Consider the following 17,064-nt stretch of genomic DNA (forward strand, 5'->3'; position numbering starts at 1 on the left):
CGGCGCCGTTCGCAAAGAGCGGCGTTTGCGGCGTTAGTCATCAAGCCCAAAGGTGAGCTATGAGCGCTTCATCGGATGCTGGATCGGTGCCGCCGGATCTGCTGGTGCCGCCCGTGCCCACGCCGACGCCGCGCGTCGACGGACCGGGCCGCGCGTCGCAGATGCTTGCGTGGATCGGCGTCGTGCCGTTCTTCACGTTCGCGCTGCTGTTCCTGATTCTGCCGACCGGCTTTCTGATGATCGGCGCGTTCCAGGACGCGCAAGGCCACTTCACGCTCGCCAATCTGCGTGATCTGTTTCAGCCGTCGATACTCGACGCCTACTGGATCAGCTTCAAGGTGAGCGCGGCGTCCGCGGCGGGCGGCGCGCTGATCGGCTCGCTGCTCGCGTGGGCGGCGGTGCAGGGCAAGCTGCCCGGCTGGATTCGTCCGACGTTGATGACATTCTCGGGCGTCGCGTCGAACTTCGCGGGCGTGCCGCTCGCGTTCGCGTTCATCTGCACGCTGGGGCGCGTCGGGCTCGTCACCGTGCTGCTGAAGAAATACCTCGGCTTCAATCTTTACTCGACGGGCTTCAGCATTCTCAGCTTCTCGGGGCTCACGCTGACCTACCTGTACTTCCAGATTCCGTTGATGGTGCTGATCGTCACCCCCGCGCTCGACGGCCTGAAGCGCGAATGGCGCGAAGCATGCGATTGCCTCGGCGGCACCGCGTATCAATACTGGCGCCACGTCGCGTTGCCCGTGTTGTGGCCTAGCGTGCTGGGCGCGACGCTGCTGCTCTTTGCCAATGCGTTCGGTGCGGTGGCCACGGCTTACGCGCTGACGGGCAGCTCGCTGAACATCGTGCCGATCCTGCTGTTTGCACAAATACGCGGGGACGTCATGCATAACCAGAACCTCGGCTACGCGCTCGCGCTCGGCATGGTGCTCGTGACGGGGCTCTCGAATGGCGGCTACATCTGGCTGCGTTCGCGCGCCGAAAGGGGCCGTCGATGAAAAGCCAATCCCGCGTCGGAGCGTGGACCGCGACGGTGATCGGTTCGCTGTACTTCCTGATCCCGCTGATCGCCACGTTCGAATTCAGCTTGCGGATGAAACGCGGCACCTACAGCTTCGAGGCGTATAGCGTCGTGCTGAGCGATCCGCGCTTTCAGGCGTCGTTCGGCTATTCCATTCTGATGGCGCTGCTGACGATCGTCGTCGGCATATTGCTGGTGGTGCCGACCGCTTACTGGGTGCAATTGCGCTTGCCGAGGCTGCGGCCGGTCGTCGAATTCATCACGCTGCTGCCGCTCGTCGTGCCGGCTATCGTGATCGTGTTCGGCTATCTGCGCATCTACAACAGCAGTTCGATTCTGCCGCTCACGAGCAACGAGCGCGCGACCGATCTGCTGCTCGTATTCGGCTACGTGACGCTCTCCTTGCCCTACATGTACCGCGCGGTCGATGCGGGCCTGCGCGCCGTGGACGTCCGCTCGCTCACCGAAGCCGCCGAATGTCTCGGCGCGAACTGGCCGACCATTCTGTTCAAGGTGATCTTTCCGAATATCCGCTCGGGCATTCTGTCCGGCGCCTTTCTCACCTTTGCGGTCGTGATCGGCGAGTTCACGCTCGCGAGCCTGCTCGACCGTCCCGCATTCGGTCCGTATCTGCAACTGATCGGCGCGAACCGCGCGTATGAGCCCTCGGCGCTGGCGATTATCGCGTTCATGATTACGTGGGCGTCGATGGGATTGATACAGGTGTTCGGCTCGGCCCGCGCGTTGAGCGGCCAGAAAATCTGACGCACTGAGGCAGCGAACCATGGCATTTCTCGAGATAGAAAATCTGCACAAGTCCTTCGCGTCGAACATCGCGCTGCATCACTTCGACATGAAAATCGAGCGCGGCGAGTTCGTTACGTTCCTCGGACCGTCCGGTTGCGGCAAGACGACCGTGCTGCGCATGATCGCCGGATTCGAGACGCCGACGCGCGGCATTATCCGGCTCGACAACAAGGACGTCACGCATCTGCGCACGCGGCAGCGCAAGGTCGGCATGGTGTTCCAGTCGTATGCGCTCTTTCCAAACATGACGGTGGCCGAGAACATCGGCTTTGGGCTAAAGATCACGCATCGGCCGCAGGCAGAGATCAATCAGCGCGTCGAAGAGATGCTGCATCTGATCAAGCTGCCGCAGCTCGGCGGGCGTTATCCGTGGCAACTGTCGGGCGGTCAGCAGCAGCGCGTGGCACTCGCTCGCGCGCTCGCGGGCAAGCCGCAGGTATTGCTGCTCGACGAGCCGCTGTCCGCGCTCGACGCAAAAATCCGCATCTCGTTGCGGCAGGACATTCGCGCGTTGCAGCGCGAACTCGGCATCACGTCGATTTTCGTCACGCACGATCAGGAAGAGGCGTTGTCCATTTCCGACCGCATCGTCGTGATGAACGAGGGTCGCGTCGAACAGATCGGCTCGCCATCGGAAATCTACAACTATCCGCGCACGCGTTTTGTCGCGTCGTTCGTCGGCACGCTCAATATTCTGGCCGGGCATGTGATCGATCCGGCGACGGGCAAGATGGCCGTGGACGGTCAGGAGCTCATCACCACGCAGCAACTTCCTTCCGCCGATGCCGGCAAGAAGCGCCTGCTCGCGCTGCGTCCCGAAGCGATCGTGCTCGAACCTGCGGCGCCCGGCCGCAACACGCTGAATGCGACCGTCGAAGAAGTGAATTTTCTCGGCGCGGTAGTGCGCATCAGAACGCGTGTAAAAGACGCAGTGATTTCGCTCGACGTATTCAACGACCCGAATCGCGGTTTACCCGAAAGAGGGCAGCCCGTGTCGCTCGGCTTTTCGCACGACAACCTGCTGGTGCTCGAAGAAGGCAACGCCTGACAATCCGCCAAAGCCCGCCAACGCCCGCCGAAGCCCGCCCGCAAAGGCTTCGGGTTTTCCCGAGGGTTTGCGCGGCGGCGAGTCCGGGTTTCCCGACGCCGCTCGTCCGGATTTCCGGAATCCCGGAACGCGCGCGCCAGGTCTTACGCGCAAACCCATAAGAATCAAGGGTATGTCTTAGGCATCAAGCTGGCATCGACCTTGCAAAATAGATAACGCGGCCGCAACGGTCCGACAACTAAAGCAAGGAGACAACGATGTCTGATTTCCCTTCCCGGTATTTCTGAATTCGTCGTCTTGTCGCGGCCTAATGCCGTGCAGAGGCGACGTTCATTCGTTCGCATGATGCGCAGCGTGGCAGGCCATGGGCTCACCCACATCGCAGGAAACATCGTGAAGAAACCTATCCACAAAGTGCTGTACGTCCAGGTGATCGTGGCGATCATCATCGGTATCGCGCTCGGCCATTTCTATCCGACCTTCGCCGTCGACATGAAGCCGCTCGGCGATGCGTTCATCAAGCTCATCAAGATGGTGATCGGACCGATCATCTTCTGTACGGTCGTGACCGGCATCGCCGGCATGGAAGACATGAAGAAGGTCGGGCGCGTCGGCGGCAAGGCGCTGCTGTACTTCGAAATCGTCTCGACGTTCGCACTGCTGCTCGGCCTGGCGGCGACGCACCTGCTGCGGCCGGGCGTCGGCTTCAACGTCGATCCGGCTACGCTGAACGGCAAGGAAGTCGCATCGTATGCCGCGAAGGCGCACGGTCAGACGACCGTCGACTTCCTGATGCACATCATTCCGGACACGCTCGTGTCGGCATTCTCGCAAGGCGAAATCCTGCAGATCCTGCTGATCGCGCTGCTGTTCGGGGCGGTGCTCGCGCACATCGGCGAACGCGGCAAGCCGGTGACGAGCTTTATCGAAAGCCTGTCGAGCATCCTCTTCGGCATGGTCGGCATCATCACGAAGCTCGCGCCGATCGGCGCATTCGGCGCGATGGCGTTCACCATCGGCAAGTACGGCATCGGCTCGCTGCTGCCGATGCTCAAGCTGATCGGCACGTTCTATCTGACCGCGATCGTGTTCGTGGTGGTGGTGCTCGGCGCGATTGCGCGTGCGGTGGGCTTCAATATCCTGCGCTTCATCGCGTACATCAAGGAAGAGATGCTGATCGTGCTCGGCACGAGCTCGTCCGAAGCCGCGTTGCCGCAACTCATGCTGAAGCTCGAAAAGCTCGGCTGCTCGCGTTCGGTGGTGGGCCTCGTCGTGCCGACCGGTTATTCGTTCAACCTCGACGGCACCAACATCTACATGACGATGGCCGTGCTGTTCATCGCCCAGGCGACGAACACCGACCTCACGTGGACGCAGCAGCTCACGCTGCTCGCGGTGACGATGCTGACCTCGAAGGGCGCGAGCGGCGTGACCGGCGCGGGCTTCATCACGCTGGCCGCGACGCTTGCCGTGGTGCCGACCATTCCGCTGTCGGGCATGGTGCTGATTCTCGGCATCGACCGCTTCATGAGCGAATGCCGTGCGCTGACCAACATCGTCGGCAATGGCGTGGCGACCGTCGTGGTGTCGGCATGGGAAAAGGAACTGGACCGCAGCAAGCTGGAAGCGGCGCTGCGCGGCGATGTGCCGGTCGACGAACCGGCCAGCGTCTAAGCCGGACGTCGTCGGGCATCGCCTGAAATAGCGTGATGTTTGCGGCCGCGGACACCAGCCCATGCAACCGGTGAACGCGCGCCCAACCCCAGTGCCGTCGGCCGGGGAAGCGCAGGCCGACGGCGCTTCGCCTTATGCCACAATATCCGATCCCACCCGACCGGATAGTGCCAACGTGACCCGCCGCCTGCTGATTCTCTTCGCGCTCGTCGCCGGGCTCGTTGCGGCGTGCGGGCTCACCTATAGCGTCGCGTGGCAAAGCGGCATCGACAGCTTGCGGTTGAATGCCGCGGGGCGCGTCGACCGGACCGCGAGTTCGCTCAAGAGCACGCTCGAGCGCTACGAATCGCTGCCGTATCTGCTCGCCGAACATCCGATCGTGCAGGACGTGCTGGTCGATCCGTCGCCGGCCAACGTCGAGCGCGCGAATCTCTATCTCGAAGACCTGAACCGCCACGCGCGCGCGACGGTCACCTACATCATTCCGCTCGACGGCTACTGCGTGGCCGCGAGCAACTGGCAAGGGCCGGGCAGTTTCATCGGCGCGGGCTATCAGTTCCGGCCGTATTTCGTCGATGCAATCAAGGGCGGCGTGGGCCGCTTCTTCGGCATCGGCACGATCTCGCAGGCGCCGGGGTATTACATTTCGCAGCCGGTGCGGCGCGACGGCAAGATTGTCGGCGCGGCGGTCGTCAAACTCGATCTCGAATGGTTTCAGGGCTCGGACGCGTCCGAGCCGTTGCTCGTCACCGACGATCATGGCGTGATCTTTCTGTCGTCGGTGCCCGCCTGGAAATACCACACGATACGGCCGCTGTCGGGCCAGGTCGCCGATTCGATTTACCAGGCGCGTCAATATGCGCAGCAGCCGATCGCGCCGCTGCCGGTGACGATCGAGCGCAAGCTGGAAGGCGACGCGCAGATTGTGCGCGTGGGCGGCGGCCGCTATGCGCCGCGTTATCTCGCGTCGCGGCGCGGCATGGGCGAACCCGATTGGCATCTGATCACGATGGCGCCCGTGAGCCCCGTCGATGCCGACGCGCGCAACGCGACCATCGTCACGGGCTTCGGCTATGTGTCGCTCGTGCTGCTCGCGTTCTACTGGAGAATGCGCCGCTCGCGCGTGCGCGAGGTGATGCGCAGCCGTACGCTGTTGCAAAAGGCGTATGCCGAACTGAATCAGCGCGTCGCGGAACGCACGGCCGATCTGTCGCAGGCGAACGAGCAGTTGCAGAAGGAAGTCGCCGAGCGCACGCGCGCCGAGCAGGAACTGCGCGCCGCGCACGACGAGTTGATCCAGGCCAGCAAGCTCGCCGCGCTCGGTCAGATGGCGGCCGGCATCACGCATGAACTGAATCAGCCGCTCGCTGCGTTGCGCGGTTTTTCCGACAACACGCGCGTGCTGCTCGAGCGCGGCGATCAGGCGTCGGCGCGTGAAAATCTCGAAGCGATCGCGGCGCTCACCGAGCGCATGGGCAAGATCACGAACCAGTTGAAGCTGTTCGTCGGAAGGGCGCGGCCGCGCAGCGCGCGCGCGTCGGCTGTGCGCGCGCTGCGCAATGCGCTCGCGCTGTTGCAGAAGCGCTTTCAGGGCGTCGAACTGCAGCTTGCGCTATTCGATGTCGAAAGCGGTACGCGCACGCCGCTCGATCTTGCCGACGATCATCCCGGCCTGATCGCGCATTGCGACGATCTGCGTCTCGAACAGGTGCTGATCAATCTGCTCGGCAATGCGCTCGACGCCACCGCCGGCATGAGCGCGCCGCGTATTTCGGTGCATATCGAGGTGGCTTCGGACAATCTCTCGTTCGCGGTGGGCGACAACGGTCCAGGCATCGCCGAAGACGTGTTGCCGCGCCTGTTCGAACCTTTCTTCACCACCAAGGAAATGGGCCAGGGACTCGGTCTCGGGCTCGCGATTTCATCGTCGATCGCACGCGATTGCGGCGGCACGCTGGTGGCGCGCAACGCGCCGCAAGGCGGTGCACTCTTCGTGTTGACGCTGCGCCGCGCCCGCGTGCAGACGAGCCCTACCGCGGACCCGCTCACCACGGGTTCCTGATTCCGATGAGAACGACATGCTGAACGACGGCTTGCAAGTGCTGTATATCGAAGACGACGAACTGGTGCGGCGCGCGAGCGTGCAGAGTTTGCAACTGGCGGGCTTCGAGGTGGTCGGCCATGCGTCGGCGGAATCGGCGGCGAAGTCGATCAGTGCGGATTTTTCCGGCGTGATCGTCAGCGATATTCGGCTGCCTGGCGCGAGCGGTCTCGAGTTGCTCGCGCAGTGCCACGAACGCGCGCCCGATGTGCCCGTGATTCTCGTCACCGGTCACGGCGACATTTCGATGGCCGTGCAGGCGATGCGCGACGGCGCCTACGACTTCATCGAAAAGCCGTTCGCCTCCGAGCGTCTGATCGAGACCGTGCGGCGCGCGCTGGAGCGGCGCAAGCTCGTGCTCGAAAACCTCGCGCTGCGCCGCGAACTCGCGGGGCAGAACACGGTGGCGCCGCGGATCATCGGCCGCAGTCCGGCGATCGAGCAGGTGCGGCGGCTCATCGCGAACGTCGCGCCGACCGATGCGTCCGTACTCATCAACGGCGATACCGGCGCGGGCAAGGAACTGATCGCGCGCAGTTTGCACGAGTTGTCGCCGCGGCGCGACAAGCCGTTTATCGCGGTGAATTGCGGCGCGCTGCCCGAGCCGATGTTCGAGTCCGAGATGTTCGGCTACGAGCCCGGCGCGTTTACGGGCGCGGCGAAACGCCGGATCGGCAAGCTCGAACATGCGTCGGGCGGCACGCTGTTTCTCGACGAAATCGAAAGCATGCCGCTCGCGCTGCAGGTCAAGCTGTTGCGCGTGTTGCAGGACGGCGTGCTCGAGCGGCTCGGTTCCAATCAGCCGATTCGCGTGAATTGCCGCGTGGTCGCGGCGGCGAAAGGCGATATGGCGGAACACGTCGCGGACGGCTCGTTCCGCCGCGATCTGCTGTACCGGTTGAATGTGGTCACGATCGCATTGCCGCCGCTCGGCGAGCGGCGCGAGGACATCGTGCCGCTTTTCGAACACTTTCTGCTCGACGCGGCGGTGCGTTATCAGCGGCCCGCGCCGATTCTCACCGACCGTCAGCGCGCGAGCCTGATGCAGCGCGACTGGCCGGGCAACGTGCGGGAACTGCGCAACGCCGCGGACCGCTTCGTGCTCGGTGTCGCCGACGATCCCGTGATGTCTTTCGGCGACGACGGCGGACAGGCGCAGCCGCTGAAGGAGCGCGTCGAGCAGTTCGAGCGCGCGGTGATCGCGGAAGCGCTCGAGCAGTGCGGCGGCGCGGTCGCAGTCGCCGCCGACCGACTTCAGCTCGGCAAGGCGACGCTCTACGAGAAGATCAAGCGATATGGCCTCGCGGCCAAGGGCGATGGGGAGAGGTGAAATAGAAACGCCGGCAAGTGGGAGTGCCGGCGTTTTTGTTTGAGCTTGCGGTGGCGTGGCGTGGCCTGGGCTGGCCTGGGTTGGCTTGCCTTTGCTTCGCGACTGTTTAAGCCGCGTTCAGCGCCTTCTCGAGCAACTGATCGAGTTCCGCGAACTGCGGTTCGCCGACGTAGCGCTTCAGAATCTTGCCGTCTTTGTCGACGAGGAAGGTGGTCGGCGTGAGCTGCACGTTGCCGAACTGTTTGGCGGCCGAGCCGTCGTCCATGGCGACCTTGAAGGGCAACTGGCGCGTTTGCGTGTAATTGGTCACGTACATCGGCGCGTCGTAGCTCATGGCCACCGCGACGAATTCCCGAGCCCTTTGCCTTTGAAGCGGTTATACGTCTGCACCATCTGCGGCATTTCCTTCATGCAGGTGTCGCAACTCGTCGCCCAGAAGTTGACGAGGTAGACCTTGCCTTTGAGGTCGGCGGTCGTGACTTTCTGGCCGGAGAGCAGCGTAAAGGTCGCGTCGGGCACCCGCTGCTGGCCGGCAAACGCGAAATAGCCGGCGATGCCGATCGCAATCGCCACCGCGGCGATGATCAGATAGCGAAGCGGATTCGTGCGCTTGACGGCGCTGGTCGATGCGATGGAACTCATGAGCGGAACCTCGGAAGTCGCGCAAGGGCGCAGGACAGTGCGTCGGCTGTGGCTTGGAGCGTGCCGCAACGGAGCGTTGATATTGTAGTCCTATTCGGGATGCGGGGCAGGGAGCGCAACTCGCAACCCGCGTTGCGCCGGCACAGCCAAACGGGCGCTTGGCCGCTTGGCCGCTTGACCGCTTCCACGCGCTCCATCAGTTTGCAGCGGATAATGGCGTTTTGCGCTTCACGTCAACTTCACCGCTTCACGGTCTCTCTTGCTCATGTTCCAGACAGTTTTCCGCATCTATTCCCTGTTCGTTCGAATTCCCTCGCGTCTGTTTTCCAGCCTCGTCTTCCATGGCAATGCGGCGGCTCGCCCGCCAAGCGCGCAGTCGATGACCCGCGCGGCGCTTTGCGCGCTTGCTATCGGCGTCGCGCTGAGCGGCTGCTCGCCGACCTTCGACTGGCGCACCGTCATGAATAACGACAACGGCTACAGCATCGACTTGCCTGCCAAGCCCGGCAACGATCAGCGCGCGGTGCAGGTCGACGGCACGCCGATGCAGATGGCCATGCAGACGGCCGAAGCCGGCGACGCCGTGTTCGCGGTCGGCACGATCATGCTGCCCGACGACAGCGAAGCGACGCAGCGTAAGGCGCTCGAGTTCCTGCGCACCGGCCTCGCGCGAAACGTGGGCGTGACGCCAGAGGCGCGCGCGGTGCAAATTCCGCTCGCGGCAGGCGGCAAAGTCCTGGGGCTCGAGATGACGCTGAGCGGCGAGGCCGGCTCCAGCCATGAAAAGCGGACCGTCTATGCGCGCCTCGTAGCGCGTGGCCGGCACGCGTATCAGGCCGCGATCATCGCGTCAGGGCCGCTGCCCCGGGAACAGGTGGACCAATTTTTCTCGTCGTTCCAACTCTATTGAACCGGTAGATTTGGCCGACTCGGCGCCGACCTGACGCCGAAGCGACGCGCGGACGTACTGAAAGTTCCTTCGCAGCTTTCGGCGCTAATTCGCGGTTTACGTTGAAGTTTTCCACCTCGCCGGGCGTCCTGTGGATAACTCTGTTGAGAACTCCGCTTTTTTTGCCGCAGATGCCCGCGCCGTGGGCATTCCGTCAGTCTGAATGTAGTTGACGCAGAAGAAAAAATCCTTTGAAATCAATGCCGTTTGGATCTGAGTTTCTAAGTACCTTTCAGATGTTTCTAAATCTATCTGGAACGCGGGCATGTGCATAAGTCAAGTCTTGACAGCATTTTTTTCTCCTCAACCAGAGCCAAAAGCCCGTCGGTACTGAACCGCCTCGCCGATCTGCGCGGCGCTCGGCATGCTCGCGCCCGCGAGGTCGGCAATCGTTCGTGCGACTTTCAGCACGCGGTAATACGCGCGAGCCGACCAGCCGAAACGCTCGCCCGCTTCCCGCAGCAGCGCCTCCCCGGCCGCGTCGGGACGGCAGACTTCGTCGACTTCTTTGCCCGTCAACTCACGGTTGGTTTTGCCTTGCCGAGCCAATTGCCGTTCGCGCGCGGCGAGCACCCGCCGCGCGATGACCGCGCTCGTTTCTCCGGCGGCATGCGCTCGCGCGGACAATTCCGCCGACGTCAGCGCCGGCACTTCCAGTTGAATATCGATTCGGTCCAGCAGCGGGCCCGATAATTTGCGCAGATAACGCGCCGCAATCTCCGGCGTGCAGCGACAACGCCCATTCGGGTCACCGCGCCATCCACAGGGACACGGATTCATCGCCGCGATCAGTTGGCACGCCGCCGGAAAGTCCGCCTGCAGCGCCGCGCGTGAAATCGTGATTCGCCCGGCTTCGAGCGGCTCGCGCAGTGTTTCGAGCACGTGGCGGTCGAACTCCGGCAGTTCATCAAGGAAAAGCACGCCCAGGTGCGCGAGCGTGATCTCGCCCGGTTGCGGAGGATTGCGCCCGCCCACCAGCGCCGCCGCGCTCGACGAATGATGCGGCGCCCGGAACGGCCGCTGCCGCCATTGCGCCGGCGTGAAACCGGCGCGGCTCGCGGACAGCAACGCGGCCGAGCTGAGCGCCTCGTCGTCGGTCATCGGCGGCAGCAGACCGGGCAAGCGGGCGGCGAGCATCGACTTGCCCGCGCCCGGCGGGCCGATCAGCAGTACATGGTGGCCGCCGGCCGCGGCGACTTCGAGCGCGCGGCGCGCGCCGCGTTGGCCGATCACGTCGCCCATGTCGGGCACGGCGGCAGGGCGCGTGTCGGCCAGGTTTGGCGCGGCGACCGGATAGAGGCGGGACTCGGGCGCATCGGCGAGATGCGCGCACAGCGACGGCAGATCGCTCGCGCCGTACACATCCACGCCGGGGACGAGCGCGGCTTCCGCCGCGCTGGCCGCGGGAAGATAGAGCTGCGGATTACGCTCGGGCGGCGCGTGCCCGGCCGCGGTTTCGGCGAGACCAGGAGCCGCCGCGCAAACCGCCGCGCCGCGCGCGGTGCCGCAAGCCATCGCGAAGGCGCCGCGCATCGGACGCAGCGCGCCGGTTAAGGAAAGCTCGCCGGCAAATTCGCGGTTGACGAGCGATTCGGCCGGGATTTGCCCGCTCGCCGCGAGAATGCCCAAGGCAATCGGCAGATCGAAGCGGCCGGATTCCTTCGGCAGATCGGCGGGAGCGAGGTTGACCGTGATGCGCCGCACGGGAAAATCGAAGCCGCAGTTTTGCAGCGCTGCGCGCACGCGCTCGCGGCTTTCGCGGACTTCCAGATCGGGAAGTCCGACGATCGAAAAAGAGGGTAGCCCGTTGGCGAGGTGAACCTCGACGGTTACTTCGGGCGCGCGGCCGGCGGCCGGCGCGCGACTGCGCACCACGGCAAGCGACATGTTTTCTCCCGTCGGACCGCGCGCAAGTGGCGCGCTGCGGTCCCCTTAATACGCTGATGACGTCACGGCTCGCTTGCCTGTGATGTGCAGCTCGACGCAGCTAACGCGCTGCTTGTGAAACCGTCAGAGCGTTTGCGTCGTGACGGGCAGCTTCTGTTCGAGTTCCGCGACGCGGCGCTCCAGTTCTTCGAGGCGCGCGCGTGTGCGCACCAGCACCTGGGTCTGCGTATCGAATTCCTCGCGCGTGACCAGATCGAGCTTCGAGAAGCCTTGCGACAGCATCGCTTTCACATTGCGTTCGACGTCTTTGGCCGGCGAGTTTTTGAACAGCTCGCTCATGCGCGCCTGGATGTCGTTGAAAACGTCGTTTGGTTGTTTCATGGTGTTCCCCTTGATGCACAAAAAATGTGCAGCGTTTCGTTACGTCTGTGCCTCGCGTCTGACGATGCGCTGCGTTGGTGCGTGCACGCCGGCTGTGCTTCGCCGCGTGAGCCCGTTTGGTGCGCGTCGGCGCTTGCAGACCCTGCGGACACTCTAGCAATGATCCAGGCGGCGCGCCACAGCGCAGCGCGCGCGTTGGCCATCTGGACAAGGGCGGCTGCGCCCCTTGCCGGGCGTGCACCGGCGGCAGTCTGACACAACATGGCATACGAGTTGCTCTTACTGCCCCGCGCGTTCTGCCGGCACGAATTTCCGGCAGGGCAACGAGACCAGGCGAAAGGGCAACGAGTACCACCAGGCTTGCGCGAGCGGGCTACAGGCAGCTTACGAGACGGTTACGCAGCGGTTCCGCGGCGGTTACGCAAACGGGTTAGCAACGGTTTTTGGCAACTAAGCGAGGGATTTCATGAAACTCATCACCGCAATCATCAAGCGCGTTCAAGCTCGATGAGGCGCGCGAAGCCTTGTCGGCGATCGGCGTCTCCGGCATCACGGTAACCGAGGTCAAGGGGTTCGGCCGTCAGAAGGGCCATACGGAGCTGTATCGCGGCGCGGAGTACGTCGTCGATTTCCTGCCGAAAGTGAAGATCGAGGCGGCTGTCTCGGACGACATCGTCGATCAGGCCATCGAGGCGCTGGAACGCGCGGCGCGCACCGGCAAGATCGGCGACGGCAAGATTTTCGTCACGCCGATCGAGCAGGTCATCCGGATTCGCACCGGAGAGACCGGCGCGGATGCTCTGTAACACCAAAAGATAGCGACACAGATAGCGACAAGAGGAAACGAAAGATGCGCAAATTATTGATGTCCTTGCTGATGGCCGGTTCGCTGCTTGCGGGCGGTATCGGCGCCGCCCTCGCGGACGACGCTTCCGCCCCCGTAGCCGCCTCGGCCGCTGCATCCGATACGGCGGCAAGCGCGCCGGCAGCGGACGCTTCGGCGGCCGCAGCAGCATCGGCGCCCGCCGCCGACGCCTCGGCTGCACCTGCAGCAAGCGCCGCCGCGGCCGCCCCCGCCGCATCGGACGCCGCTCCGGCTGCGCCCACCGCGCCGTTCTCGGTCGACTCGTCGAAAATCAATTCGGGCGACACCGCCTGGATGCTGACCTCCACCGCGCTCGTGCTGTTCATGACGATCCCGGGCCTCGCGCTCTTCTACGGCGGCATGGTCCGCAAGAAGAACGTGCTGGCGACGCTGATGCAAAGCTTCGCGATCACCTGCCTCGTGACGATCATCTGGGCGGTCGTGGGCTATAGCCTCGCGTTCACGCCGGGCGGCTCGTTCATCGGCGGCTTCTCGCGCTTCTTCATGTCGGGCATGAACTACATCAAGGGCGACAAGGCCACGACGCTGACCGTCAGCCATCTCGCGCAGACGATCCCCGAAACGGTCTACTTCGTCTATCAGATGACGTTCGCGATCATCACGCCGGCGCTGATCACCGGCGCATTTGCCGACCGCATGAAGTTCTCGGCGATGCTCGTCTTCATGAGCCTGTGGTCGATCATCGTCTACTCGCCGATCGCGCACATGGTCTGGGAACCGACCGGCTGGCTGGCGACCGCGGGCATCCTCGACTTCGCGGGCGGCACGGTGGTGCACATCAACGCCGGTATCGCCGGTCTGGTCTGCTGCCTCGTGCTCGGCAAGCGTGTCGGCTACGGCAAGGAAGCGATGGCGCCGCACAACCTCACGCTGACGCTGGTCGGCGCCGCGATGCTGTGGGTGGGCTGGTTCGGCTTCAACGCGGGTTCGGCAGTGGCGGCAGACGGCCGTGCCGGTTTCGCGATGTTCGCAACGCAAGTGGCAACCGCAGCGGCAGCGCTCGCATGGATGTTCGCCGAATGGGCCGCGAAGGGTAAGCCTTCGGTGCTCGGTATCGTGTCGGGCGCAGTGGCGGGTCTGGTCGCCATCACGCCGGCTTCGGGCTTCGTCGGCATGACGGGTTCGCTCGTGATCGGCATCGTGGCCGGCGTGGTCTGCTTCTGGTCGGCAACGTGGCTCAAGCACAAGCTCGGTTACGACGATTCGCTCGACGCGTTCGGCGTGCACTGCGTCGGCGGTATCGTCGGTGCGCTGCTGACCGGCGTGTTCGCGGTGAAGGACATCGGCGGCTTCGACGGCAGCGTGCTGCTGCAAGCCAAGGGCGTCGTGACGACGCTGGTCTACAGCGGCGTGGTGAGCTTCATCCTGCTGAAGGTCATCGACATGACGATGGGCATCCGCGTGACGGAAGAACAGGAACGCGAAGGTCTGGACGTGAGCCTGCACGGCGAACACGTCGAATAACGAAGGCGTTTCACGAGCCCGCGCTCCCGGGCTCGCCGAGCCTCACCGGCTCATAAAGGTAGCAACAGGCAGCAACAGGTAGCAACAAGCGCAGCGATTTGGCCCGCCTTCATGGCGGGCTTTTTTCTTGCTGGCCTTCTTGTTCACGACAGTTTCCCCTGCCTATCATTGCGATAGGGAGAATGCATTCCGGCTGGCTTGCGAATGGAGAAACCATCCCCAAATGGGCAAAGCATTTGCTCTACAATCTTTTTTCTCCAGTCTGCGAGTGATCAATGGTTCCGCACCTAGTTACGGCGTTAAACGGCCCGCTGCTCGATCTCGAGCGGAAGATCCTCGACGCTACTCCCGCAATCGAACGCTGGTTCCGGCTCGAGTGGCAGGAGCACACGCCGCCGTTCTATTGCTCGGTCGACCTGCGCAATGCGGGTTTCAAGCTCGCGCCCGTCGACACCAATCTGTTTCCCGGCGCGTTCAATAATCTGCCGCAGGAAGTGCTGCCGCTTGCCGTGCAGGCGGCAATGGCGTCCATCGAAAAAATCTGCCCGGACGCGAAGAATCTGCTCGTCATTCCCGAGCGCCACACACGCAACGCGTTTTATCTGGAGAACGTCGCCCGGCTCGCCGCGATCATGCGCCAGGCCGGCTTGAACGTGCGTTTCGGCACGCTCGACGAAAGCATCAACGGGCCCGTCACCATTGCGCTGTCCGACGGCCAGAAACTCGTGCTCGAACCGCTCGAGCGTTCGCAGCGCCGCCTCGGGCTGAAGAATTTCGATCCGTGCTCGATTCTGTTGAATAACGATCTGTCGGGCGGCATTCCGCCCGTGCTGGAAAATCTGCATGAGCAGTATCTGCTGCCGCCGCTGCATGCCGGCTGGGCTGTGCGCCGCAAATCGACGCACTTCTCGTGCTATGACGACGTCGCGAAGAAATTCGCGAAGATGGTCGAGATCGATCCGTGGATGATTAATCCGTACTTCGCGCACGTGGAAGGCGTGGATTTTCAGGAGCGCACCGGCGAGCAGGCGCTGGCCGACGCGATCGACGGCGTGCTGAAGAAGATCGCCAAAAAGTATCGCGAGTACGGCATCTCCGAAAAACCGTATGTCGTCATCAAGTCGGATGCGGGCACGTACGGCATGGGCGTGATGACGGTGCACGACGCGTCGGAAGTGGCCGCGCTCACGAAACGCGAACGCGCGAAGATGGCGGCGACGAAAGACGGCCTCGAAGTGCACGACGTGATCGTGCAGGAAGGCGTGTACACGTTCGAGCGCATCGGCGAGGAAGTAGCCGAGCCGGTCGTTTATATGATCGACCGCTATGTGGTGGGCGGCTTCTACCGTGTGCACGGCAGCCGCGAGCGCGACCAGAACCTGAACGCGCCGGGCATGCACTTCGTGCCGCTCGGCTTCGAGCACACCGCGCTGCCGGACGCGCACGCGAAGCCGGGCGCGGCGCCGCCGAACCGCTTCTACATGTACGGCGTGGTGGCGCGGCTCGGCTTGCTGGCTGCATCGGTTGAACTGGAAAAGACCGATCCGGAAGCCATTCAGGTTTGAACGCAGCCACGTGAGATTGCCAGGCGCGGGCAGCGCGTAGGCCGCCCCGCGCCGTTTTCATCGACGATGTTCACGCCGCATTCACGCCGCATTCACGCGTAATACACGCTCGATTCACGATCAATGCCAGGCCCTCCAGGGCGCAACGGGACCTTCATGGACATTCTTTTCATCGCCGATCCGCTCACGCAGTTCAAGATCTACAAGGACTCCACTTACGCGATGATGGCCGAGGCCGCGCGCCGCGGCCATACGCTGTACTTCTGCGAGCCGAAGCATCTCGCGTGGACGGGCGGCGACGTCGAAGCCAACGTGCGGCGTTTTGCGATCACCGGCGACGTGACCGATTTGCACCGCGACGAATGGTATGCGGCAGACGCCGCCGCGCCGCGCTCGCTGAAGGACTTCAGCGCGGTCGTCATGCGCAAGGACCCGCCGTTCGACATGGAATACGTGACGTCCACGTGGCTGCTCGAACTGGCCGAGCGCGCGGGTGCACGCATCTTCAACAAGCCGCAGGCGATTCGCGATCATTCCGAAAAGCTCGCTATCGGCGAGTTCCCGGAGTTCGTCGCGCCCACGCTGGTCACGCGCGATCCGGCGCGACTCAGGGCGTTTCACGAGCAGCATGGCGACGTGATTCTGAAGCCGCTCGACGGCATGGGCGGCATGGGCGTATTCCGCGTGAAGCCGGACGGCATGAACCTGGGCTCGATCGTCGAAATGCTGAGCCACGACGGCGCGCGCTCAGTGATGGCGCAAAAGTTCATCCCCGAAATCAAGGACGGCGACAAGCGCATTCTGCTGATCGGCGGCGAAGCCGTGCCGTATTCGCTCGCGCGGATTCCGCAAGGCAACGAGGTGCGCGGCAATCTGGCCGCGGGCGGGCTGGGCGTGGCGCGTCCGCTGACCGACCATGACCGCAAGATCGCCGACACGCTCGCGCCCGTGCTGGCGGCACGCGGTCTGCTGCTGGTTGGGTTGGACGCCATTGGCGACTGGCTGACCGAAGTGAACGTGACGAGCCCGACGTGCTTCCGCGAGATCATGGATCAGACGAGCTTTGACGTCGCCGCCATGTTCGTGGACGCGCTGGAGCGCGCGGCGGGCTGAGCGGCCGTCTTGAAACTGGGCGGCGGCCCCCAAACTGACAGACAGGATGAGCATCATGTCCGCTGCGGGCGGAACGGCGGCGCGGGCCCGAAAAACGGGCCTGCTACAATGCCCGCTCTCCGCGTCGATTTGTAGCGATACGCTCCGCAAGGAGTCATCGCATGCACGGCGGAGCCTTGAAACGGGCAGGTTCGAC

Annotated in this window: 12 protein-coding genes and 2 pseudogenes; 11 read left to right on the forward strand and 3 right to left on the reverse strand. The window is 63.8% G+C overall.

The features are described 5' to 3' along the window. Positions 1-59: 59 nt before the first annotated feature. The 6 genes from ABIE53_RS03100 to ABIE53_RS03125 all read left to right on the forward strand — a co-directional run bounded on the left by ABIE53_RS03100 (position 60) and on the right by ABIE53_RS03125 (position 7,981). Positions 60-998: an ABC transporter permease gene (locus ABIE53_RS03100; protein WP_006048099.1), complete on the forward strand. Its 939-nt coding sequence runs from the start codon at positions 60-62 to the stop codon at positions 996-998. Further along, positions 995-1,786: an ABC transporter permease gene (locus ABIE53_RS03105; protein ID WP_114155751.1), complete on the forward strand. Its 792-nt coding sequence runs from the start codon at positions 995-997 to the stop codon at positions 1,784-1,786. Before ABIE53_RS03100 ends, ABIE53_RS03105 begins: the two co-directional genes overlap by 4 nt. Before the next feature lie 19 nt (positions 1,787-1,805). Beyond that, on the forward strand, positions 1,806-2,876 hold the full coding sequence (locus ABIE53_RS03110) for an ABC transporter ATP-binding protein (protein ID WP_006048097.1): 1,071 nt from the start codon (positions 1,806-1,808) through the stop codon (positions 2,874-2,876). A 393-nt stretch (positions 2,877-3,269) separates the two neighbouring features. Continuing rightward, positions 3,270-4,550, forward strand: coding sequence for a dicarboxylate/amino acid:cation symporter (locus ABIE53_RS03115; protein ID WP_029969651.1), 1,281 nt, complete (start codon positions 3,270-3,272; stop codon positions 4,548-4,550). A gap of 61 nt (positions 4,551-4,611) precedes the next feature. Next, positions 4,612-6,612 carry a sensor histidine kinase gene (locus ABIE53_RS03120; RefSeq protein ID WP_192700000.1) on the forward strand — a complete coding sequence of 667 codons (2,001 nt, stop codon included), beginning with the start codon at positions 4,612-4,614 and terminating at the stop codon, positions 6,610-6,612. A 16-nt stretch (positions 6,613-6,628) separates the two neighbouring features. Next, positions 6,629-7,981, forward strand: a complete 1,353-nt coding sequence (locus ABIE53_RS03125) for a sigma-54-dependent transcriptional regulator (protein WP_192700001.1) — start codon at positions 6,629-6,631, stop codon at positions 7,979-7,981. A 106-nt stretch (positions 7,982-8,087) separates the two neighbouring features. On the opposite strand, the pseudogene ABIE53_RS03130 reads toward ABIE53_RS03125, so the two are convergent. Then, positions 8,088-8,623, reverse strand: a pseudogene (locus ABIE53_RS03130) (TlpA disulfide reductase family protein). 379 nt (positions 8,624-9,002) lie between these two features. Here ABIE53_RS03130 and ABIE53_RS03135 point away from each other — a divergent pair. Then, positions 9,003-9,533 carry a hypothetical protein gene (locus tag ABIE53_RS03135; RefSeq protein WP_502922725.1) on the forward strand — a complete coding sequence of 177 codons (531 nt, stop codon included), beginning with the start codon at positions 9,003-9,005 and terminating at the stop codon, positions 9,531-9,533. A 342-nt stretch (positions 9,534-9,875) separates the two neighbouring features. On the opposite strand, the gene ABIE53_RS03140 is transcribed toward ABIE53_RS03135, so the two are convergent. Together ABIE53_RS03140 and ABIE53_RS03145 are read right to left on the reverse strand one after the other, a co-directional pair. After that, complete coding sequence (locus ABIE53_RS03140; protein ID WP_192700002.1) at positions 9,876-11,459, reverse strand: YifB family Mg chelatase-like AAA ATPase; 1,584 nt, start codon at positions 11,457-11,459, stop codon at positions 9,876-9,878. Positions 11,460-11,582: 123 nt separating this feature from the next. Beyond that, positions 11,583-11,840 (reverse strand): accessory factor UbiK family protein, encoded by a 258-nt coding sequence (locus ABIE53_RS03145; protein ID WP_006048090.1) that lies wholly within the window; start codon positions 11,838-11,840, stop codon positions 11,583-11,585. A gap of 466 nt (positions 11,841-12,306) precedes the next feature. On the opposite strand from ABIE53_RS03145, the pseudogene ABIE53_RS03150 reads away from it, so the two are divergent. The 4 genes and pseudogenes from ABIE53_RS03150 to gshB all read left to right on the forward strand — a co-directional run bounded on the left by ABIE53_RS03150 (position 12,307) and on the right by gshB (position 16,868). Beyond that, a pseudogene (locus tag ABIE53_RS03150) lies at positions 12,307-12,646 on the forward strand (P-II family nitrogen regulator). A 44-nt stretch (positions 12,647-12,690) separates the two neighbouring features. Further along, positions 12,691-14,190 carry an ammonium transporter gene (locus ABIE53_RS03155; RefSeq protein ID WP_006048088.1) on the forward strand — a complete coding sequence of 500 codons (1,500 nt, stop codon included), beginning with the start codon at positions 12,691-12,693 and terminating at the stop codon, positions 14,188-14,190. A 275-nt stretch (positions 14,191-14,465) separates the two neighbouring features. After that, a complete protein-coding gene (gshA, locus tag ABIE53_RS03160; protein ID WP_006048087.1) occupies positions 14,466-15,755 on the forward strand; it encodes a glutamate--cysteine ligase in 1,290 nt (429 codons plus the stop codon). A 156-nt stretch (positions 15,756-15,911) separates the two neighbouring features. Next, on the forward strand, positions 15,912-16,868 hold the full coding sequence (gshB, locus tag ABIE53_RS03165; RefSeq protein WP_114155755.1) for a glutathione synthase: 957 nt from the start codon (positions 15,912-15,914) through the stop codon (positions 16,866-16,868). The last annotated feature ends 196 nt before the right edge of the window (positions 16,869-17,064 follow it).

It is taken from the genome of Paraburkholderia sp. OAS925 (genome assembly GCF_040543975.1).
Classification (GTDB): domain Bacteria; phylum Pseudomonadota; class Gammaproteobacteria; order Burkholderiales; family Burkholderiaceae; genus Paraburkholderia; species Paraburkholderia graminis.